Annotated in this window: 20 protein-coding genes and 1 tRNA gene; 3 read left to right on the top strand and 18 right to left on the bottom strand. The window is 72.4% G+C overall.

The window, feature by feature from the left end:
- Position 1: 1 nt before the first annotated feature.
- The 3 genes from kdpB to PIR53_03340 are packed head-to-tail and all read right to left on the bottom strand — an operon-like array spanning position 2 to position 3,803.
- Positions 2-2,014 (bottom strand): potassium-transporting ATPase subunit KdpB, encoded by a 2,013-nt coding sequence (gene kdpB, locus PIR53_03350; GenBank protein WZH53035.1) that lies wholly within the window; start codon positions 2,012-2,014, stop codon positions 2-4.
- The gene (gene kdpA, locus PIR53_03345) at positions 2,011-3,675 is read right to left on the bottom strand and encodes a potassium-transporting ATPase subunit KdpA (GenBank protein ID WZH53034.1); all 1,665 of its coding nucleotides are present in this window, start codon (positions 3,673-3,675) and stop codon (positions 2,011-2,013) included. Before kdpA ends, kdpB begins: the two co-directional genes overlap by 4 nt.
- A complete protein-coding gene (locus PIR53_03340) occupies positions 3,672-3,803 on the bottom strand; it encodes a hypothetical protein (GenBank protein WZH53033.1) in 132 nt (43 codons plus the stop codon). The genes kdpA and PIR53_03340 overlap by 4 nt, the downstream gene beginning before the upstream one ends.
- Positions 3,804-3,975: 172 nt before the next feature.
- On the opposite strand from PIR53_03340, the gene PIR53_03335 reads away from it, so the two are divergent.
- Positions 3,976-5,049 carry a mechanosensitive ion channel gene (locus tag PIR53_03335; GenBank protein WZH53032.1) on the top strand — a complete coding sequence of 358 codons (1,074 nt, stop codon included), beginning with the start codon at positions 3,976-3,978 and terminating at the stop codon, positions 5,047-5,049.
- Between the two features lie 83 nt (positions 5,050-5,132).
- Here PIR53_03335 and PIR53_03330 read toward each other — a convergent pair whose 3' ends face one another.
- The 14 genes from PIR53_03330 to PIR53_03265 form a co-directional block, all read right to left on the bottom strand.
- Positions 5,133-5,336 carry a DUF2945 domain-containing protein gene (locus PIR53_03330; GenBank protein ID WZH53031.1) on the bottom strand — a complete coding sequence of 68 codons (204 nt, stop codon included), beginning with the start codon at positions 5,334-5,336 and terminating at the stop codon, positions 5,133-5,135.
- A gap of 121 nt (positions 5,337-5,457) precedes the next feature.
- Positions 5,458-7,710: a catalase/peroxidase HPI gene (katG, locus tag PIR53_03325; protein WZH53030.1), complete on the bottom strand. Its 2,253-nt coding sequence runs from the start codon at positions 7,708-7,710 to the stop codon at positions 5,458-5,460.
- A 42-nt stretch (positions 7,711-7,752) separates the two neighbouring features.
- Positions 7,753-8,214: a Fur family transcriptional regulator gene (locus tag PIR53_03320; protein ID WZH53029.1), complete on the bottom strand. Its 462-nt coding sequence runs from the start codon at positions 8,212-8,214 to the stop codon at positions 7,753-7,755.
- A 43-nt stretch (positions 8,215-8,257) separates the two neighbouring features.
- Positions 8,258-9,802, bottom strand: a complete 1,545-nt coding sequence (locus tag PIR53_03315; protein WZH53028.1) for a molybdopterin-dependent oxidoreductase — start codon at positions 9,800-9,802, stop codon at positions 8,258-8,260.
- 183 nt (positions 9,803-9,985) lie between these two features.
- A tRNA-Ala gene (locus PIR53_03310) sits at positions 9,986-10,061 on the bottom strand.
- A gap of 43 nt (positions 10,062-10,104) precedes the next feature.
- Entirely contained in the window at positions 10,105-10,800 is a 696-nt protein-coding gene (locus tag PIR53_03305; protein WZH53027.1) for a histidine phosphatase family protein, read from the bottom strand.
- Entirely contained in the window at positions 10,797-11,192 is a 396-nt protein-coding gene (rsfS, locus tag PIR53_03300; protein WZH53026.1) for a ribosome silencing factor, read from the bottom strand. The genes PIR53_03305 and rsfS overlap by 4 nt, the downstream gene beginning before the upstream one ends.
- A complete protein-coding gene (gene nadD, locus PIR53_03295; GenBank protein ID WZH53025.1) occupies positions 11,189-11,815 on the bottom strand; it encodes a nicotinate-nucleotide adenylyltransferase in 627 nt (208 codons plus the stop codon). Before nadD ends, rsfS begins: the two co-directional genes overlap by 4 nt.
- A gap of 1 nt (position 11,816) precedes the next feature.
- Positions 11,817-11,969 carry a hypothetical protein gene (locus tag PIR53_03290; GenBank protein WZH53024.1) on the bottom strand — a complete coding sequence of 51 codons (153 nt, stop codon included), beginning with the start codon at positions 11,967-11,969 and terminating at the stop codon, positions 11,817-11,819.
- 43 nt (positions 11,970-12,012) lie between these two features.
- Positions 12,013-13,260, bottom strand: coding sequence for a glutamate-5-semialdehyde dehydrogenase (locus PIR53_03285; GenBank protein WZH53023.1), 1,248 nt, complete (start codon positions 13,258-13,260; stop codon positions 12,013-12,015).
- A gap of 123 nt (positions 13,261-13,383) precedes the next feature.
- Complete coding sequence (locus PIR53_03280; GenBank protein WZH53022.1) at positions 13,384-14,337, bottom strand: electron transfer flavoprotein subunit alpha/FixB family protein; 954 nt, start codon at positions 14,335-14,337, stop codon at positions 13,384-13,386.
- Positions 14,338-14,356: 19 nt separating this feature from the next.
- Positions 14,357-15,139, bottom strand: a complete 783-nt coding sequence (locus PIR53_03275; protein WZH53021.1) for an electron transfer flavoprotein subunit beta/FixA family protein — start codon at positions 15,137-15,139, stop codon at positions 14,357-14,359.
- Positions 15,140-15,272: 133 nt separating this feature from the next.
- The gene (locus PIR53_03270; protein ID WZH53020.1) at positions 15,273-15,692 is read right to left on the bottom strand and encodes a hypothetical protein; all 420 of its coding nucleotides are present in this window, start codon (positions 15,690-15,692) and stop codon (positions 15,273-15,275) included.
- A 111-nt stretch (positions 15,693-15,803) separates the two neighbouring features.
- Positions 15,804-16,583: an enoyl-CoA hydratase-related protein gene (locus tag PIR53_03265; protein WZH53019.1), complete on the bottom strand. Its 780-nt coding sequence runs from the start codon at positions 16,581-16,583 to the stop codon at positions 15,804-15,806.
- A gap of 207 nt (positions 16,584-16,790) precedes the next feature.
- Here PIR53_03265 and glgX point away from each other — a divergent pair, with 207 nt between their 5' ends.
- Positions 16,791-18,959 carry a glycogen debranching protein GlgX gene (gene glgX, locus PIR53_03260; protein ID WZH53018.1) on the top strand — a complete coding sequence of 723 codons (2,169 nt, stop codon included), beginning with the start codon at positions 16,791-16,793 and terminating at the stop codon, positions 18,957-18,959.
- Between the two features lie 18 nt (positions 18,960-18,977).
- On the opposite strand, the gene PIR53_03255 is transcribed toward glgX, so the two are convergent.
- Entirely contained in the window at positions 18,978-19,658 is a 681-nt protein-coding gene (locus tag PIR53_03255; GenBank protein ID WZH53017.1) for a GNAT family protein, read from the bottom strand.
- A gap of 99 nt (positions 19,659-19,757) precedes the next feature.
- Here PIR53_03255 and PIR53_03250 point away from each other — a divergent pair, with 99 nt between their 5' ends.
- Complete coding sequence (locus PIR53_03250) at positions 19,758-20,384, top strand: ion channel (protein ID WZH53016.1); 627 nt, start codon at positions 19,758-19,760, stop codon at positions 20,382-20,384.
- Positions 20,385-20,386 lie beyond the last annotated feature (2 nt).

Here is a 20,386-nt window from a genome sequence, read left to right as displayed (position 1 = left end):
GTCACAGACCGGGCAGCAGGGAGACGACGAGGTCGAGGAGCTTGATGCCGACGAACGGTGCGACGAGCCCGCCGACCCCGTAGACGAGCAGGTTGCGGCGCAGCAGCGCGTCGGCCGGGCCCGGCCGGTAGGCGACACCGCGCAGCGCCAGCGGGATGAGCGCGACGATGACGAGCGCGTTGAACACGACGGCCGAGAGGATCGCGGACTCCGGCGACGACAGCCGCATCACGTTGAGCACGTCGAGCTGCGGGAACGCGACGACGAAGAGGGCCGGGAGGATGGCGAAGTACTTCGCCACGTCGTTGGCCACGGAGAAGGTCGTCAGCGCGCCGCGGGTGATGAGCAGCTGCTTGCCGATCTCGACGACCTCGATGAGCTTCGTCGGGTCGGAGTCGAGGTCGACCATGTTGCCGGCCTCCTTGGCCGCGGTCGTGCCCGTGTTCATGGCGACGCCCACGTCGGCCTGCGCGAGCGCCGGGGCGTCGTTGGTGCCGTCGCCGCACATCGCCACCATCCGGCCGCCGGCCTGCTCCCGACGGATGAGGCGCATCTTGTCCTCCGGCGTGGCCTCGGCGAGGACGTCGTCGACGCCCGCCTCCGCAGCGATCGCCGCGGCGGTCACCGCGTTGTCGCCCGTCACCATCACGGTGCGGATGCCCATCGCCCGCAGCTCGTCGAAGCGCTCCCGCATGCCCTCCTTGACGACGTCCTTGAGGTGGATGACGCCGAGGAGCCGTGCCGGGGCGTCGCCGACACGCTCGGCGACCACCAGCGGGGTGCCACCGGAGGCGCTCACCTCGTCGACCGCGGCGAGCAGCGCGGGCGGCTCGGTTCCGCCGGACTCCCGCACCCATCCGCCGACGGCGGACGCGGCGCCCTTGCGGACCTGGCGCGGGCCCGCGTCGAACCCGCTCGACCGGGTCGTGGCGCTGAACGGCACCAGCACGGCGCCGACGGGGAGCGCGGCGCCGGGCTGCTCGGGCGTGAGCAGCTCGACGATGCTGCGCCCCTCGGGCGTCTCGTCGGCCAGCGAGGCGAGGAGCGCGGCCTCGACCAGGTCGGCGCGCGGCACCCCGGGCACCTCGAGCACCTCGTGGGCGCGACGGTTGCCGTAGGTGATCGTGCCGGTCTTGTCGAGCAGCAGCACGTCGACGTCGCCCGCCGCCTCGACCGCACGGCCCGACATGGCGAGCACTTTGCGGCGCACGAGCCGGTCCATGCCCGCGATGCCGATGGCGGAGAGGAGCGCGCCGATGGTGGTGGGGATGAGGCAGACGAGCAGGGCGGCCAGCACGAGCACCGGGACGCGGGCCCCGGCGAAGTCGGCGACGAACCACAGCGTCACGCAGACCACCACGAACACCGCGGTGAGCGCGCCGAGCAGCACGTTGAGTGCGATCTCGTTGGGGGTGCGCTGCCGCTCCGAGCCCTCGACGAGGCCGATCATCCGGTCGACGAACGACTGCCCCGGGTTCGACGTGATCCGCACGACGATGCGGTCCGACAGCACCGTCGTGCCGCCCGTCACGGCGCACCGGTCACCCCCCGACTCGCGGATGACCGGAGCGGACTCGCCCGTCACCGCCGACTCGTCGACGGACGCGACACCCTCGACGACGTCACCGTCGCCGGGGATCCGCTCCCCCGCCTCGACGACCACCAGGTCACCCACGCGCAGCGCGGTGCTGGGGACCTCCTCGAGGTGACCACCCGCCGTACGGCGCCGCGCCGTCGTCTCCGACTGCAGCGCCCGCAGGCTCGCCGCCTGCGCCTTGCCCCGGCCCTCGGCGACCGACTCGGCGAGGTTGCCGAAGAGGACGGTGAGCCAGAGCCAGACGGTGACCGACCAGCCGAGCACGCTCGGGTCGAGCGCCGCGATGACCGTGGTGAGCACGGCGCCGACCTCGACGACGAGCATGACGGGCGTGGCGAGCAGGGCCCGCGGGTCGAGCTTGCGCAGGGCACCGGGCAGGGCGGTGGCGAGCTGCGCGGGATCCAGCAGTGCGTTCACGAGAGGGACTCCACGATCGGGCCGAGGACGAGCACGGGCACGAAGGTCAGACCGACCACGACCAGCGCGACGCCCACGAGGAGGGTGACGAAGAGGGGACGGTGGGTCGGCAGGGTGCCGGGCCCGGCGGGCACGCGCTGCGCAGTGGCGAACCGACCGGCCAGCGCGAGCACCAGCACGAGCGGCAGGAACCGGCCGAGGAACATGGCCAGACCGAGCAGGGTGTTCCAGAAGGGGGTGCCCGACGTCAGGCCGCCGAAGGCGCTGCCGTTGTTGTTGGAGGCCGAGGCGAGGGCGTAGAGCGCCTCGCTGAGCCCGTGCGCGCCGTCCTCCTGCAGCCCCGCCACGCCGGCCGGGACGCTGAGCGCCACGGCGAGCCCGACGAGCACGAGGAACGGCGAGGCGAGCACGTAGATCGCCACGAGCACGATCTCGCGCTGGCCGATCTTCTTGCCGAGGTACTCCGGTGTGCGCCCCACCATGAGGCCCGCGATGAACACTGTCACGACCGCGAGCACGAGCATGCCGTAGAGACCGGAGCCGACGCCGCCGGGCGAGACCTCGCCGAGGAGCATGCCGACCATGGCGACGCCGCCGCCGGGCGCGGTGAACGAGTCGTGCAGGGAGTTCACCGCGCCGGTCGAGGTGCCGGTGGTCACCGCGGCGAAGAGGGCCGACCCCGCCGTGCCGAAGCGTGTCTCCTTGCCCTCCAGCGCGCCGCCCGCGGCGTGCGGCACGGTGCCCGGGCCGGCCATCTCCGCCCAGGTGAGCAGGACGATCCCCACGACGAGGAGCAGGCCCATCGCGGCCAGCACGGCCGCGCCCTGGCGACGGTCACCCACGATGAGGCCGAAGGCCCACGCCATCGCGAACGGGAGGAGCAGCATCAGCACGATCGCGACCAGGTTCGTCAGCGGGGTCGGGTTCTCGAACGGGTGGGCCGAGTTCGCGTTGAAGAACCCGCCGCCGTTCGTGCCGAGCTGCTTGATCGCCTCCTGGCTGGCCACGGGGCCGCCGGGGACCGACTGCTCGCCGCCGGTCAGGGTGGAGACCGTGCGGGCCCCCGCCAGGTTCTGCACCACGCCGAGGAGCGCCAGGAGCACCGCGGCGACGAAGGCCATCGGCAGGAGCACCCGGACGGTGCCCCGCACGAGGTCCGTCCAGAAGTTGCCGATCCGGCCGCCGGCGCCGCTGCGGGACAGGGCGCGGGCGAAGGCGGCCGCCACGGCCATGCCGGTGGCCGCCGAGACGAAGTTCTGCACCGTCAGGCCCGACGCCTGCGCGAGGTGACCGAGCGTGGCCTCGCCCGCGTACCACTGCCAGTTCGTGTTGGTCACGAAGCTCACGGCGGTGTTCCAGGCGCCGTCCGCGGGGAGCGCCCCGAAGCCGAGCGAGAGCGGCAGGTGCTGCTGGAGCCGGAGCACGGCGTACAGGGCGAGGACGCCCACCAGGGAGAAGCCGAGCACCGACAGCGCGTAGGTGCGCCAGTGCTGGTCGGCGTCGGGGTCGATCCGCAGGAGGCGGTAGGCGCCCCGCTCGACGGCGAGGTGGCCGGGCGCGGTGTAGGTGTGGGCCAGGTGACGCCCGAGGAGCGGCACGGCCAGGACCAGCACCACCACGAGGGCGAGCACCTGGCCGATGGCGGGGAGGAGCTCGCTCACCGGCCGGCACCGCCGTCGGAGGGTCCGGGGGGCGGGACGGCCGACCGGTCCCGGTCGAGCACGCCGACGAGCAGCGTGAGGAGGGCGATCACCCCGAGGGTGAGCGCCACGTAGAGGACGTCGTTCACGCCCCGGATCGTGCTCCCGGGCGAGGGCGCGCCCCACCCGCCTTGACGGTTCCTTGACGCCGGTGGCGCGCGCGCTGACGGGACCCTGACGGTCCGACTTCTCAGTGCTTTCTCACCGGGGTGCGAGGCGTCTCACTTGGCTGACCCCCCGGGTCTTTGCCACCGTGGGGTGATGCCCTCAGGAATCACCGACCTGCTCGTGTCCACGGGGATCGTCGTCGCCGTGGCCGTCGCGCTGGGGTTCGCCGTGCCCGCTGCCGTCAAGCGCCTAGGACGCCGCTGGCCCCCCGCAGAGGCCCTCGTCCGCGCCGCCCGCTTCCCCTTCCGGGTGCTGGTGCTCGTCGTCGGCCTCAACGCCGTCGTGGCCGCCAACCGACCGCGCGGCGACGGCGCCGAGATGTGGGACACCCTCGCCCTCGGGCTGCGCATCCTCGTCATCGTCAACGGCGCCTGGCTGCTCGCCGTCGTCGTGCTCTTCGTGGTCGACGCAGCCCTGCGCCGCGCCGACCTCGAGCTGGACCCCCGCAACGCCAAGCGCATCCGCACGCAGGTGCAGGTCGCGCGCCGCGTCGTGGTGGTCGCGATCGTGGTGCTCGCCTTCGGCGCCGTGCTGCTCAGCTTCGACGGCGTGCGCGCCGTCGGCGCGAGCCTGCTCGCCTCGGCCGGTCTCGTCTCCGTCGTCGCGGCCCTCGCCGCCCAGTCGACGCTGGGCAACCTGTTCGCCGGGATGCAGCTGGCCTTCAGCGACGCGATCCGCATCGACGACGTCGTCATCGTGGAGGACGAGTACGGCACGATCGAGGAGATCACGCTGTCGTACGTCGTGGTGAAGCTCTGGGACGACCGCCGCCTGGTGCTCCCCTGCACCTACTTCACCAACACGCCCTTCCAGAACTGGACCCGCAAGGACTCCGAGATGATGGGCACCGTCGAGCTCGACCTCGACTGGCGCATCGACCTCCAGGGGCTCCGGGCGGAGTTCGAGCGCTGCCTCGGCGAGACGTCGCTCTACAACGGCCGCTCCAGCGGTCTCGTCGTCACCAGCGCCGTGCAGGGCTTCGTGCAGGTGCGCGCCAGCGTCACCGCCGACGACCCCGGCACGCTCTTCGACCTGCGCTGCTTCGTGCGCGAGCGGCTCGTCGGCTGGGTGCAGGCCCACAACCCCGACGCGCTGCCCCGCCAGCGGTTCGAGGTCGTGGGCGAGCAGGCCGCCCCCAGCGCGCTGTTCAAGCCGGGCGCGGCCTGATCCCCGTCGTCACCCGGGTCGTGGCCCCAGCGCACCGTTTTACGTAGCGCTGGGGCCACGACCCGGTTCGTCTCCGGGAGGGGTCAGCCCTTGCGGAGGCTCGACTCCTTGTGGGCGGCCGTGGCGCCGGTCTTCTCCGACTCGACGATCCAGTACGGCTCGTCCTCGCTCGCCTTGAAGTCCTGCTTGTCGTGCTGGAACGGCTTGGTCTTCTTCTCCTTCGCCGTTCCCGTCGTCTCGCCCTGCGAGGTGTTCCAGTGGACCGTGTCACCCTTGCTGATCGCCATGTCGTGACGCTAGTGCGCCCGATCAAGCCCGTACGCCGCGAGGCGGCCCCCGACGGCAACGGGGCCCGCGGCGTGTGCCGCGAGCCCCGTGCCGGGGTGGTGCTGGGTCGTGCTGGGTCGCTCAGGCCAGGTCGAACCGGTCCGCGTTCATGACCTTCGTCCACGCGGCGACGAAGTCGCGCACGAACTTCTCCTTCGCGTCGTCGCTGGCGTAGACCTCCGCCAGCGCGCGCAGCTCGGAGTTCGCACCGAAGACCAGGTCCACCCGGCTGCCGACGAGGGTCTCGCCGGTGGCCGTCGTGCCCGTGTAGGTCTCCTTGGTGTCGTCGGTCGGCGCCCACTCGGTGCCGAGCTCGAGCAGGTTCACGAAGAAGTCGTTCGACAGGGTGCCGACCTTGTCCGTGAACACGCCGGTGCTGGAGCCATCGGTGTTCGTGCCGAGCACCCGCAGGCCGCCGACGAGCACGGTCGCCTCCGGGGCGGTGAGGCCCAGCAGGTTGGCGCGGTCGATGAACAGGAACTCCGCCGGGAGGCGGTTGCCCTTGCCCAGCCAGTTGCGGAAGCCGTCGGCGACGGGCTCGAGGTGGCTGAACGACTCGACGTCGGTCTGCTCGAGCGTGGCGTCGGTGCGACCCGGGGTGAACGGCACCTCGATGTCGACGCCGCCCTCCTTCGCCGCCTGCTCGACCGCCGCGGAGCCCGCGAGCACGATCAGGTCGGCCAGGGAGACGCGCTTGTCGCCGGCCTGGGCGTTGAAGCGGTCCGCGATGCCCTCGAGCACGCCCAGCACCCGGGCGAGCTGGTCGGGGTTGTTGACCTCCCAGCCCTTCTGGGGCTCCAGGCGGATGCGCGCACCGTTGGCGCCGCCCCGCTTGTCGCTGGAGCGGTACGTCGAGGCCGACGCCCACGCCGTACCGGCGAGCTCGCCGACGGACAGGCCCGAGCTGAGGACCTCGCTCTTGAGGAACGCGATGTCCTCGCCGTCGATCGCCTCGTAGTCCGCCGCCGGGACGGGGTCCTGCCAGATGAGGGTCTCGGTCGGGACCTCGGGACCGAGGTAGCGCTGGATCGGGCCCATGTCGCGGTGGGTGAGCTTGAACCAGGCGCGGGCGAACGCGTCGCCGAAGGCGACCGGGTCGTCCTTGAACTTGCGCGAGATCTGCTCGTAGACCGGGTCGAAGCGCAGCGCCAGGTCGGTGGTGAGCATGCGCGGCTCCTGCCGGCCCTCGCCGTGGGCGTGCGGCACCATGTCGGCGCCGGCGCCGTTCTTCGGCCGCCACTGGTTCGCGCCCGCGGGGCTCTGGAAGAGCTCCCACTCGTAGGCGAAGAGGATGTGGAAGAACTCGTTGTCCCAGCGGGTCGGGTGGTAGGTCCAGGTGACCTCCAGACCGCTGGTGACCGTGTCCGCACCGTTGCCGGCGCCGTAGCCGTTCTTCCAGCCGATGCCCTGGTTCTCCAGGGGCGCGGCCTCCGGGTCCGGGCCGAGCTTGTCGTCCTGGTGAGCGCCGTGCGTCTTGCCGAAGGTGTGACCACCGGCGATGAGGGCGACGGTCTCCTCGTCGTTCATCGCCATGCGGCCGAACGTCTCGCGGATGTCGCGGGCGGCGGCCAGCGGGTCGGGCTGACCCTCGGGGCCCTCGGGGTTCACGTAGATGAGACCCATGGTGGTCGCGCCGAGCGGCTTCTCCAGCTCGCGGTCACCCGAGTAGCGCTTGTCGGTGCCGAGCCACTCGGTCTCGGCGCCCCAGTAGACGTCGTCGTCCGGCTCCCAGACGTCGGCACGACCGCCGGCGAAGCCGAAGGTCGTGAAGCCCATCTCCTCGAGCGCCACGTTGCCCGTGAGCACCATGAGGTCGGCCCACGAGATCTTCTTGCCGTACTTCTTCTTGACCGGCCAGAGCAGGCGCCGGGCCTTGTCGAGGTTGACGTTGTCGGGCCAGCTGTTGAGCGGCGCGAACCGCTGCATGCCGGCGCCGGCGCCACCGCGGCCGTCGAAGACGCGGTAGGTGCCCGCCGAGTGCCACGCCATGCGGATCATGAAGGGGCCGTAGGTGCCGAAGTCGGCCGGCCACCAGGGCTGCGAGTCGGTGAGGACGTGGGCGATGTCCTGCTTCAGCGCCGCGAGGTCGAGCGTCTGGAACTCCGCGGCGTAGTCGAAGTCGGGGTCCATCGGGTCCTTGGCCGGGGCGTGCTTGGCCAGGATGTCGACGTTCAGGCGGTTGGGCCACCACACGCGGTTCGGCTCACCCTGCGTCGGGTGGGGAAGCACGTCGCCGTGCGCGACGGGGCAGCCCGACGCCTCGCCGGGCGCCGGTACGGGCTCGTCGGTCGTGATCTGGCCGTGCTCGTTGCCAGGAGTGGGCTCGGTGGACATCAAGTTCCTTCCGGTGGTTGCGGACTGGAGAGCAGGGGAGTCTCAGGGGCTCGCGACGACGGAGGCGGCACCCGCCGCCACGTCGGTCGCGGCGCAGGTGGGGCACGTGCCCCAGTAGATGACCTCGGCCTCGTCGATGGCGAAGCCGTGGTCGTCCTCGGCCGTCAGGCAGGGGGCGTGCCCGACGGCACAGTCGACGTCGGCCACCGCACCGCAGCTGCGGCACACCACGTGGTGGTGGTTGTCACCGATCCGCGCCTCGTAGCGCGCGACGGAGCCGGCCGGCTGGATCCGGCGCACGAGCCCGGCGGTGGTCAGCGCGCTCAGGCAGTCGTAGACCGCCTGGTGCGAGACCGACGGCAGGTCGCGCCGCACGGCGCCGATCACGGTGTCGGTGTCGGCGTGGGGGTGGGCGTGGACCGCGCCCAGCACCGCCAGCCGCGGACGCGTCACGCGGAGGGCGGCACCGCGCAGCATCTGCTGGAGGTCGGGTGCCAGGGTCATGACGACCACCCTGCCGCGTTTTCTTGATCGAGTCAAGAAAGACTCACCCCGCGGTGAACCGCACCTCGTGCCACCCGCTCGCGCCGTCGGGCACCACGTCGGTGCGCACCGACGTCTGGGTCTCCCCGTCACCGTCGGTGGCCCGCACCACGACGGTGTGGTCGCCGGGCCCGCAGGAGACCCGGGTGGACCACTGCACCCAGGTGTCGGCGCTCGGCACGGTCCCGAGATCGCACGTCGTCCAGGGGCCGCCGTCGACCTGCACCTCGACCTTCTGGATCCCCCGGTGCTGCGCCCAGGCGTCGCCGGCGATGTCGATCTCCCCGGCACGCACGTCGGCGCCGTTGCGCGGCACGAGGACGCGCGACTGCGTCTTGACCGGCCCCTCCTCGGCCCAGCCGCGCTGCGTCCAGTAGGCCTCGAAGGCGTCGAACGTGGTGACCTCGAGGTCGACCACCCACTTGGTGGCCGACACGTACCCGTAGAGACCCGGCACGACGACCCGCACCGGGAAGCCGTGCTCGATGGGCAGCGGCTCGCCGTTCATCGCGTAGGCGAGCATCGCGTCACGGTCGTCGGTGAGCACGCCGAGCGGGGTGCCGCAGGTCCACCCGTCCTCCGAGGTCTGGAGCACGGCGTCGGCCCCGGCCTTCACCCCCGCCTCCGCGAGTAGCGGGGCGATCCGCACCCCCGTCCACCAGGCGTTGCCGATGAGGTCGCCGCCCACCGGGTTGGACACGCAGCACAGGGTGGTCCACGCCTCGGTGGCGGGCCGGTCGAGCAGGTCGGCGAACGACAGCTCCAGCTCCTTCTCCACCATGCCGTGGATCCGGAGGCGCCACGCGTCGGGGTCGACCAGCGGCACCGCGAACGCGGTGTCGATGCGGTAGAACTGCTCCCCCGGCACCTGCCACCGCCCCACCCCCGGCACGTCCAGCTGGGCACCCGCGGGCACCTCGCCCGGCGTCGCGCGGAGGCGGTCGAGCAGCGCCGCCCGTGCCGCCTCGACCGTGCGGCGCGAGCGCCCGGCGAACCGACCGGCCGCTCCCAGGACGACGGCGGTCACGGCGACCCCGCCGGCGATGACGAGGAAGCGACGCCGGCCGGCACCGCCCGTGCCGTCCCGCTCCTGGCGCGCGGCAGCACGGTCCGCGTCCTGCAGCACCGCCAGGCACGCGACGCCGACGCAGGTCGCCAGGCCCGGCGGCACGACGAGGGCCGCCTGGGCCGCCCCCACCCCGCTCTCCCCCGGGTTCACGAGGACGGCGACGCTCGCCAGCACGCCGAGGCCGACGAGCACGACCCAGCCGAAGCGCCAGCGGCCCGCCAGCGCGCACAGCGCGAGGGCGCCCACCGTCACGACGGCGACCAGGATCGGCTTGTCGGCGGTGCCGACCAGCTCGATGAACCCCTTGACGAGCCCCGCGGGCGTCAGGTCGCGGACCAGCTCGGCGACGGCGGCCACCGGCCCCGTCCGTTGGCGCAGGAGCGCGGCCAGGGCCTCGCCCACCGCCAGCATCGCCGCGCCGGCGACCATCCCCGCGACGTACGGCGCGACCCGCGCCACCCGATCGGTACCCGTGCTCACGGGCCCAGTGTGCGCGCCGGACCACAGAGGACCCTGAGGACGCTCAGGGGTCCGTCGCCCTCGGCTCCTGCCCGGGACGTCATGCGCCGCGGTCGCCCGGGGCGCCACTCCGCATGACGTCCCGGGCAGGAGCCAGGAGAACGACGAAGCGCCCCGGGTGATCCCGGGGCGCTTCGTCGATGATGGTGGAGCTGAGGGGACTCGAACCCCTGACCCTCTGCATGCCATGCAGATGCGCTACCAGCTGCGCCACAGCCCCATCCGTTTCCCTGCGGTCTCCCGCTGAGCAACGAGAAGGAAGATTAGCCTGTCGCCCGCACCGACGCGAATCGGGGGTCCCCCTGCGTGGCGGAGAGCTCCTCGACCGTGCGGTTGTAGGCCACGAGCCGCCACCGCGGCTCGCCGTCACGCCGCAGCGGACGCTCCTGGAGCATGGCGACGCCGCAGTTGTGCATCCCCCCGTACGCCGACGGCTCGGTCTGCGTCCCGGCCACCAGCGCCTCCACGGCGACGCGCAGCGCGGCCCCGTGGGACACGGCCACCGCGGTCCCGCCCGGCGCGACCGCGTCGGCCAGCTCGTCGAGGCACGCCTCCAGCCGGGACCGCACCGCGGTCAGCGTCTCCGCGCCAGGCACCGAGCTCCACCGCCCGGTGACGAAGTCCTCGTACTCGGCGGGGTGGGCCGCGCCGTACTCCGCGTGCGTCACGCCCTCCCGCTCCCCCAGGCCGAACTCACGCAGGCGCGCGTCGGTGCGCACCGTCAGGCCGGCGGCCTCGGCGACGTGCGACGCCGTCACCGCCGCACGCTGCAGGTCGGAGCTCCAGATCGCGACGGGGCCCAGGGAGGCGACGTACGGCGCGACCCGCGCCGCCTGCGCCCGCCCGGTCGCGCTCAGCTCGGCGTCGACCTGACCCTGGATGCGGTGCTCCGCGTTCCAGGTCGTCTGGCCGTGCCGCAGCAGCACGAGCGTGCGGAGACCGGCGCGGAGGTCGTTCACGCCTCGGCGGACGGGGCGCCCGCGGGGCCCGTGACGTCGGCGGGCAGGCCGATCGTCGGACAGTCGCGCCAGAGGCGCTCGAGGGCGTAGAAGCGGCGCTCCTCCTCGTGCTGCACGTGCACGACCACGTCGCCGTAGTCGATGAGCACCCAGCGGCCGTCACGCTCGCCCTCGCGGCGGACCGGCTTCGCGCCGATCTCGCGCAGCTTGTCCTCGACCTCGTCGACGACGGCCTTGACCTGGCGCTCGTTGGAGGCGGAGGCGAGCAGGAACGCGTCGGTGATCGCGAGCTGCTCGCTCACGTCGAAGGCGAGGAGGTCGGTCGCGAGCTTGTCGGAGGCGGCGCGCGCAGCGGCGTGCACCAGCTCGACGGCTCGGTCGGTGGCGGTCATGCGGGGCCTTTCGTGGAGGACTCGTAGAGGTGGTGCTTGCCGATGTACTGCACGACGCCGTCGGGCACCAGGTACCACACCGGCTCGCCCCGCTCCGTGCGCTCGCGGCAGTCGGTCGAGGAGATCGCCAGGGCGGGGATCTCCAACATGGTGACGCGGCGGTCGGGGATCGACGCCAGCGACGCGGCGTCCATCGCGTAGCCGGGCCGGGTCACCCCGACGAACTGGGCCAGGTCGAACATCTCGGAGGTGTCGCGCCACGTGAAGATGTTGGCCAGCGCGTCGGCGCCGGTGATGAAGAACAGCTCGGCGCCCGGCAGCTGGTCGCGCAGGTCGCGGAGCGTGTCGACGGTGTACGTCGGACCGCCCCGGTCGATGTCGACGCGCGAGACCCGGAAGCGCGGGTTCGACGCGGTCGCGATGACCGTCATGAGGTAGCGGTGCTCCGCCGGGGAGACCCGCCGGTCGGACTTCTGCCAGGGGTCGCCCGTGGGCACGAACACGACCTCGTCGAGGTCGAAGAACGACTGCACCTCGGAGGCCGCCACGAGGTGGCCGTGGTGGATGGGGTCGAAGGTTCCGCCCATCACCCCGATGCGGCGCCCCGTGGCAAGAGGCGGCACCTCAGCTGTGCTCGCGACCACCGGCGAAGGCGAGCAGACCGGCCAGCAGGAGGAGGAAGATCAGCAGGACGACCCCGCCCACGACGTAGGGCCAGGGGCTGTGGCCCTCGCCACCGGCCTCGGAGGCGACCACGGCGAACTCACTCAGCGACATGCGGGTGATCCTAGTGCCCACCGGGTCGCGTTGCCGCCACGGGTCACCGCACGTGCCCGTCGCCGGTGACGACGTACTTCGTGGACGTCATCTCGGGCAGGCCCATCGGCCCGCGCGCGTGCAGCTTCTGGGTGCTGATCCCGATCTCCGCGCCGAAGCCGAACTCGCCGCCGTCCGTGAACCGCGTCGACGCGTTGACGAGCACCGCCGCGGAGTCGACGGCCGCGACGAAGCGACGCGCCGCCGACTGCGACTCGGTGACGATCGCGTCGGAGTGGCCCGAGGAGTAGCGCCGGATGTGGGCGATCGCGGCCTCCAGGTCGTCCACGACGGCGGCGGCGATGTCGAGCGAGAGGTACTCGGTCGCGTAGTCCTCCTCGGTGGCGGGCTCGATGCCGTCGTACTCGCCGAAGCGGGCGTCGCCGTGGATCCGCACCCCGCGCTCCGCGAGCGCGTCGATGACGAGCGGGAGGAAGTCGTCGGCCACGTCGGCGTGCACCAGCAGCGACTCGGCGGCGTTGCAGACCGACGTGCGCTGGGTCTTCGCGTTGACCACGATGGCCAGCGCCTTCTCGAGGTCGGCCGAGGCGTCGACGTACACGTGGCAGTTGCCCACGCCCGTCTCGATCACGGGCACCGTCGACTCCTCGACCACCGACCGGATGAGACCGGCACCGCCGCGCGGGATGAGCACGTCGACGAGGCCGCGGGCCCGCATGAGGGCCTTGACGCTCTCGTGGGTGTCCCCGGGCACCAGCTGGACGACGTCGGCGGGCAGGCCGGCGTCGACGACGGCCTCACGGAGGGCCGCCACGATCGCCGCGTTGCTGGAGCGAGCGCTCGAGGAGCCACGCAGGAGCACCGCGTTGCCCGACTTGAGGCAGATGCCGGCCGCGTCGGCGGTGACGTTGGGACGGGCCTCGTAGATCATGCCGACGACACCGAAGGGCACGCGCACCTGGCGCAGCTCGAGCCCGTTGGGCAGGGCGCCACCACGGACCACCTCCCCCACCGGGTCCGGCAGCGCCGCGACCTCGCGCAGGCCCTGGGCCATCTGCGCGAGCCGGTCGGGCGTCAGCCGCAGGCGGTCGACGATGTTGGGCGCGGTGCCGTTCTCCTCGGCCCGCTCCACGTCCACGGCGTTGGCGGCCAGGATGGCCGGCTCGTGCCCGGCGAGGGCCGTCGCCATGGCCTCCAGCGCCGCGTCCTTCGTCGCGCGGGTCGCGGTGGCCAGCTCGTACGCCGCCTCCCGGGCCCGCGTCGCTGCGGCCAGGACCTCCTCGGTGCTCATGCCGACGAGGGTACGGCGGAAACGCGACCGCGGTGGGAGCGTCCCGTCGAACGGGCGCTCCCACCGCGGTCGGTGGTGCAGGTGGTGCTGGTGCTGCGGGTGCTAGCGGGTGCTGCCGGGGCCTCAGCCCTTGCGGGCCTCGACGGCGTCGGCCAGGGCCGGCAGGACGCTGTGCAGGTCGCCCACGACGCCGAAGTCGACGAGCTCGAAGATCGGCGCCTCCTCGTCCTTGTTGACCGCGACGATCGTCTTCGACGTCTGCATGCCGGCTCGGTGCTGGATGGCGCCCGAGATGCCGTTCGCGACGTACAGCTGCGGCGAGACGGTCTTGCCGGTCTGCCCCACCTGGAAGGTGTGGGGGATCCAGCCGGAGTCCACCGCGGCGCGCGAGGCACCGACGGCCGCGCCGAGCGCGTCCGCCAGCTTCTCGACCGGCGCGAAGTCGCCGCCGGTGCCACGGCCGCCGGAGACGACGATGGCGGCCTCGGTGAGCTCGGGGCGACCCGACGCCTGCCGCGGCTGCGAGGCCACGATCTGCGCCGTCTTGGCGGCGTCGGAGATCGTCACCGCGACCTCCTCGACCGTGCCGGCACCCTCGCCCTCCTCCGCGCTGGCGGAGTTCGGCTTGACGGTGATGATCGGCGTGCCCTTCGTGACCTTGCCGGTCAGCGTGTAGTTGCCCGCGAAGACCGACTGGGTCGCCGTGCCGTCCTCGGCCACGTCGACGGCGTCGGTGATGAGACCGGAGCCGGTCTTGACCGCGAGGCGGGCGCCGACCTCCTTGCCCTCCGCACCCGACACGATGAGCACGGCGGCCGGGGAGGTCTTCTCCACCAGCTGCGCGAGCGCCTCGGCCTTCGGGGCCACCAGGTAACCCTTGATCTCGGCGTCGTCGACGACGTACACCTTCTCCGCGCCGTACTTCTTCACGGCCGCGGCCGCGTCGGCGGCCTCGCCGGCGCCGCCGATGAACACGGCAGCGGGCGTGCCCAGCTTCTTCGCGATCGCCAGCAGCTCGAAGGTCGGCTTGCGGACCGCTCCGTCGACGTGGTCGACGAGGACCAGAACCTCAGACATGACTCGTCCCCAACCCTTCTCAGATGAACTTCTTGGACGCGAGGAAACCGGCGAGCGCCTCGGCGCCGGAGCCGTCCTCGTCGGTCACGATCTCGCCGGCCGTGCGCGGCGGGCGGGCGGAGGTGTCCTCGACCGTGGTCGTGGCCGCACCGGCACCGACCTCGCTCGGGTCGACGCCCAGGTCGGCCAGGGAGTAGGTCTCCACCGGCTTCTTCTTGGCGGCCATGATCCCCTTGAACGAGGGGTAGCGCGCCTCGCCGGACTGGTCCGTCACCGAGAGCACGATCGGCAGGGTCGCGCCGATGACCTCGGTCGCGGTGTCGCCGTCGCGCTTGATCCGGACCTGGTCGCCCTGCGACTGCACGAGGGCGGCGAGCGTGACCTGCGGGAGGTTGAGGCGCTCGGCCACCATCGCCGGCACCACGCCGCCGGAGGCGTCGGTGGAGGCCATGCCGAAGAAGACGATGTCGACCGGCTTCTCCGCGCCCAGCTTCTCGATCGCCTTCGCGAGCACCAGCGAGGTGCCGAGGTAGTCGGACCCGGCGATGGCCTCGTCGCTGACGTGGACGCCCTTGTCGACACCCATCTGCAGCGCCTTGCGCACGGCGTCGAGCGCCTTCTCGGGACCCACCGTCAGCGCGGTGATCTCGATCTCCTCGCCCTCGCGGCTCTCGCGGAGCTGCAGGGCCTGCTCCACGGCGTACTCGTCGAGCTCCGACAGCAGACCGTCGACGCCCGCCCGGTCCACCGTGTTGTCGGACTCGAACTTCCGGTCCGCCGTGGCGTCCGGGACATGCTTCACACAGACAACAATGTTCATGGCGTGTGGCCTCGCGGCCCCTCCTGTGACTCGGATGTGTTGCTGAGGCTACTAGCAGGTAACGCAGGATCGACGTGTCGTGCGTCTCACCGCGCTGTGGTGGTGGTGACGGGCGTCAGGGGCGGACGAGCCGCTCCAGGACCCGGCCCACCACCAGGTAGAACGCGGCCCCGAGGCCGTAGTTGACGAGGGCGTTCTTGGTCTCGGCGTTGTCGCCGGTGAACGCCATGATGCCGTCGTCGAGGGTGAACACGTTCAGGTCGACGACCTTCGCGAGCTCGAGGACGCGCTCGACGAGCGCGTTCTGCTGGTTGGCGTCCACCGCGATGCAGAGCGCGGCCACGGCGAGCAGCGTGGCCGCGATCAGGCACAGCGCCCACAGCACCTGGGCGACGCGGGTGCGCACCTGGTCGACCGAGACCGAGGGCCGGGTCCGGGTGGTGGTCGCGCCCGGGTCGGGCGACGCGCTGGTGCTCGTCGTCGCGGTGGTGTCGCTCGCCGGCGTCTCGGCGCCGCGCTTGAAGATTCCGGCCACGTCACGTCCTCGGTGTCGTCGGGGGAAGCCGTCGCGCGCCAGTGTGGCACACGTCTCGGCGTCCGGCGGGGCTCGTGCGGCGCGGTCCGCACCGCCGCGTCGGCGCGCGTCTCATCGGCCGACGAACCGTGCCTTGCCCGGCCCGTTCTCGACGAACGACCGGAGACCGATCTCGGCGTCCTCGGTCGCGAAGACCGCGGCGAACTGGGTGCGCTCGATGGCCAGGCCCGTCGCCAGGTCGACCTCGAGGCCCTGGTCGACCGACTCCTTGACGGCGCGGAGCGCGAACGCGGCGGCCTGGGTGAACTGCCCGGCCCAGGCGAGCGCCGCGTCGTACACCTCCGCCGCGGGGACGACCCGTTCGACGAGCCCGATCGCGAGCGCCTCGTCGGCCTTCACGAAGCGCCCCGTGAACATGAGGTCCTTGGCCTTCGACGGCCCGACGAGCCGGGAGAGCCGCTGGGTGCCACCCGCGCCGGGGATGATGCCGAGCAGGATCTCGGGCTGGCCGAGCATCGCGTTGTCGGCCGCGATGCGCACGTCCGCCGCGAGCGCCAGCTCGCAGCCGCCGCCCAGCGCGTAGCCGTTGATCGCCGCGACGACGGGCTTCGGGATCGCGGCGATCGCCGTCACGGCCGACTGCACCGAGCCGGCCTTGTCGACCATGCCCGTGTAGGAGACCTCGGCCATCTCCTTGACGTCGTTGCCCGCGGCGAAGACGCGCTCGCCGCCCCAGATGACCACCGCACGCACGTCGTCGCGTTCGGTCGCCTCCCGGGCCACCTCGCGGAGCTCGGCCTGCACGGCGAAGCTGATGGCGTTCATCTTCGGACGGTCCAGGCGGATGGTGCCGACGCCGTCGGCCACCTCCAGTCGGACGTGCTCACCCATGCCGCTCCCGCTTTCGTCTGTCGATCTGACGGTGTGTCGGTCGTACGCCCAGGACCGGCCGGTGGGGCCGGTTCCCCGAGCGCTCGGTCGGCATTGTGCCGTGTCGGCCGACGGTACGGCGTACCGGGTGACCGGGACCACGATCCGGACGGGGGCAGAAGGGGTGTACCGCCACGTCCACGGCCCCGGTCCACCACAATGGCGCCCATGACTCCCGGTCTCTGGAGCTTCGAGGGCCAGGTCTCCCCCGTGTGGCCCGGTCGCAACTGGCCGCTCGGTGCGACCTGGTCGCCCGCCTCGACCAACTTCGCCGTCTACGCACCCCACGCGACCGCTTGCTGGCTGTGCGTGTTCGACGACGAGGGCGTCGAGACCCGGCACGCCCTCACGGAGCGCTCGCTGGGCATCTGGCACGGCGCGCTGCCCGACATCGCCCCCGGAACGCGCTACGGCTACCGCGTCGACGGGCCGTGGGACCCCGCCCAGGGCCTCCGCTTCAACCCCGCCAAGCTCCTCCTCGACCCCTACGCCCAGGCGATCAGCGGCACGATCGACCCCCAGCCCGCCCTGTTCGGCTACCGCTTCGACGACCCGGCGCTCCGCAACGACGACGACTCCGCGCCGTACGCCGCGCGGAGCGTGGTCGTCGACCCCTCCTTCGACTGGGAGGGCGAGCAGCCGATGAAGCGGCGGTGGCGCGACACCGTCATCTACGAGCTGCACGTCAAGGGCTTCACCGCCCTGCACGACCGGGTGCCGGAGCACCTGCGGGGCACCTACGCGGGCCTCGGGACGCCGGCGGTCACCGACTACCTGCGCGACCTCGGCGTCACCGCCGTCGAGCTGCTCCCCGTCCACCAGTTCTTCTCGGAGCCCGGGCTCACCGAACGGGGCGCGGTCAACTACTGGGGCTACAACTCGATCGGCTACTTCGCGCCGCACAACGCCTACAGCGCCGCCGGCGACCGGGGCCAGCAGGTCGTCGAGTTCAAGCAGATGGTCAAGGACCTCCACCGCGCCGGCATCGAGGTCATCCTCGACGTCGTCTACAACCACACGGCCGAGGCCGGCCCGCTCGGCCCGACGCTGTCCTTCCGCGGACTCGACGACCGGGGGTTCTACCGCCGTGTGCAGCGGGGCGAGACCGCGCCCGAGGGCCCGTCCGGCCGCTTCGACGACACCTACTGGGACGTGACGGGCTGCGGCAACACGGTCAACAGCGAGGACCCGCTGGCGCTGCGGATGATCCTCGACTCGCTGCGCTACTGGGTCACCGAGATGCACGTGGACGGCTTCCGCTTCGACCTCATGTCGGCGCTGACGCGCACGGGCTCGCGCGTCGACATGAAGAGCGACCTGCTCGTGGCGATCGGCCAGGACCCGGTGCTGCGCCACGTCAAGCTGATCGCCGAGCCCTGGGACGCCTCGATGGACGGCTACCTGGTCGGCGAGCTGCCGCCGCCGTGGGTGGAGTGGAACGACCAGTACCGCGACAGCACCCGGGACTTCTGGCGCGGGCAGACGCCCGGCCTCCACGAGGTCGCGACGCGGCTCGCCGGCAGCAGCGACCTGTACGCCGACGACGGACGCTCGGCGTACAACTCCGTCAACTTCGTGACCGCCCACGACGGCTTCACGCTGCGGGACCTCGTGTCCTACGACCGCAAGCACAACGAGGCCAACGGCGAGGACAACCGGGACGGGACCGACAACAACCGGTCGTGGAACCACGGGGTCGAGGGCGAGACCGACGACGCCCGGATCCTCGAGCGGCGCCGCCGCCAGGCCGCGAACATGATGGCCACCCTGTGCCTGTCCAACGGCGTCCCGATGATCACCGCGGGTGACGAGCGGGGGCGCACGCAGCGCGGCAACAACAACGCCTACTGCCAGGACAACCCCACGTCGTGGATCGACTGGAGCCCCGACGACGCGTGGCTGGACGTCTACGAGGTCACCAAGGCCGCCCTCCGGCTGCGGCGGGAGCACCCGGCGCTGCGGCAGCGACACTGGTTCGAGGGCCGGCCCACCATCAAGGGCGGCCCCAAGGACCTGGCCTGGCTGCACCCCACGGGCCGCGAGATGCGGGCCGAGGACTGGCACGACGGCAACCTGCGCGCGGTGGGCATGTTCGTCTCCGGCGCTCCGCTCCGCGCCCCCGGGCCGTGCGGCGAGCAGCAGGTGGATGCGTCGTTCGTCATCTGGTTCAACGCCGGCCACGAGCCCGTCCACATCCTGCTGCCGGAGAACGACTGGGTGCAGAAGGGCGCGGTCGTGCTGTCGACCGACGGTGAGCTGCCGCCGGGCACGCCGGTGAAGGCCGGGGACCACTTCGAGGTGCGCAGCCGCTCGGTGCTGGTGATCCAGGCGACCTGAGCCGCCCCCGGTGCGCGCTCAGTCGAGCCCGACCAGGCGACGGAACGGGGCCACGCCCCGCACCTCGACGGGCACGTCGCCCCGCACGAGCGCCTCCGGCCGCAGCACGAGCCGGTGGAGCAGCACCGGCTCCTGCCGACCCTCCCGGGTGCGGACGTCGCGGGAGGTGCCGTCGTGGACGTAGCCCACCTTCCGGCTGACCGCGAGGGACGCGGCGCTGTCGGCGTACGCCGTCGAGGTGACCTCCGCGGCGTCGAGGTGGTCGACGAGGAGGACGCAGAGGGCCCGGCGCATCGCCGTGCCGATGCCGCGACCCTGGTGAGCGGCCCCCAGCCACGACCCGGTCTCGCCGGTGCGGGTGAGCAGGTAGTCGCGCGTCGCGACGGCCTGCACGCCGACGGGCTCGCCGTCCCACAGGGCCGCGAGCTCCAGGGTCCAGGCCTGCGGCGAGAAGCGCGACCGGACGCCCCAGTGGTACTGCGCCACCCGGAACGGCAGCTCGTCCGCCGGGGCCAGCGACCACGGGCTGGCGAACGGCATCCCGTCGGGAGCGTGGATCCCGCCGGCCGCGAGCGCTCCGAGCGGCGCCAGGAGGTCGTCGGTCACCGCGCGCAGCTCGAGGCGACCCGCGCGCACGACGAGACCGGCACCGGGCACGAGGCTGTCGGCGGCGTCGGCCGGGGCGGGGCGGTCGGACATGGCAGCATCCTCGCCGTGGCGACCTCGGCCGGACAACCGCATTACTCCCCGCTCCGGGGCTCCTGGGCCTGGCTGCGCGCGCACCCGTCGGCGGTGCTCATGCTGACCCAGCTGGGCGGCATCCTCGTCTACCCGTTCCTCGGCGACTCCGCCACGGGCCGTGGTGCCTTCGGCACGATCGGCCTGGTCGTGCTGGTGCTGGCGGTCTTCGCGGTGCGCGCCACGGAGGCGCTGACCTGGGTGTCGCTCGTGCTGGGTGGACCCCTCGTGGTGCTCACGGTGCTCGAGGCGATGCGCCCCGACAACGGGGCGATCGTGGTCGGCTCCTCGCTGCTCCACGCGGTCTTCTACTTCTACACGGCGTGGGCGCTGATCCGTTACATGTTCCACGACGACGAGGTCACCAACGACGAGATCTGGGCGACGGGGGCGACCTTCACCGTCGTGGCCTGGGGCTTCGCCTACCTCTACGTCGCGGTGCAGGTCGTCTGGCCGGGGTCGTTCACCGCGGCGGTCGACGCCGAGCAGCAGCGGAGCTGGGTCGAGCTGCTCTTCCTCTCCGTCACGACGCTGACGAGCACCGGCCTGTCCGACGTCGTGCCCGTGCTCCCCCACGCCCGGTCGGTGGTCATGCTCGAGCAGATCGCCGGGATGCTCTACATCGCGCTGGTGATCGCGCGTGTCATGGCTCTCCTGAGCGCCCGGAAGGCGCGTCGCTCCCCCTGATC

This window comes from Nocardioides alkalitolerans (genome assembly GCA_038184435.1).
In the GTDB taxonomy this organism is placed as follows: Bacteria; Actinomycetota; Actinomycetes; order Propionibacteriales; family Nocardioidaceae; genus Nocardioides; species Nocardioides alkalitolerans_A.
The sequence above is the reverse complement of the archived record's forward strand: the minus strand, read 5'-3'. Positions and strand labels throughout refer to the sequence as shown.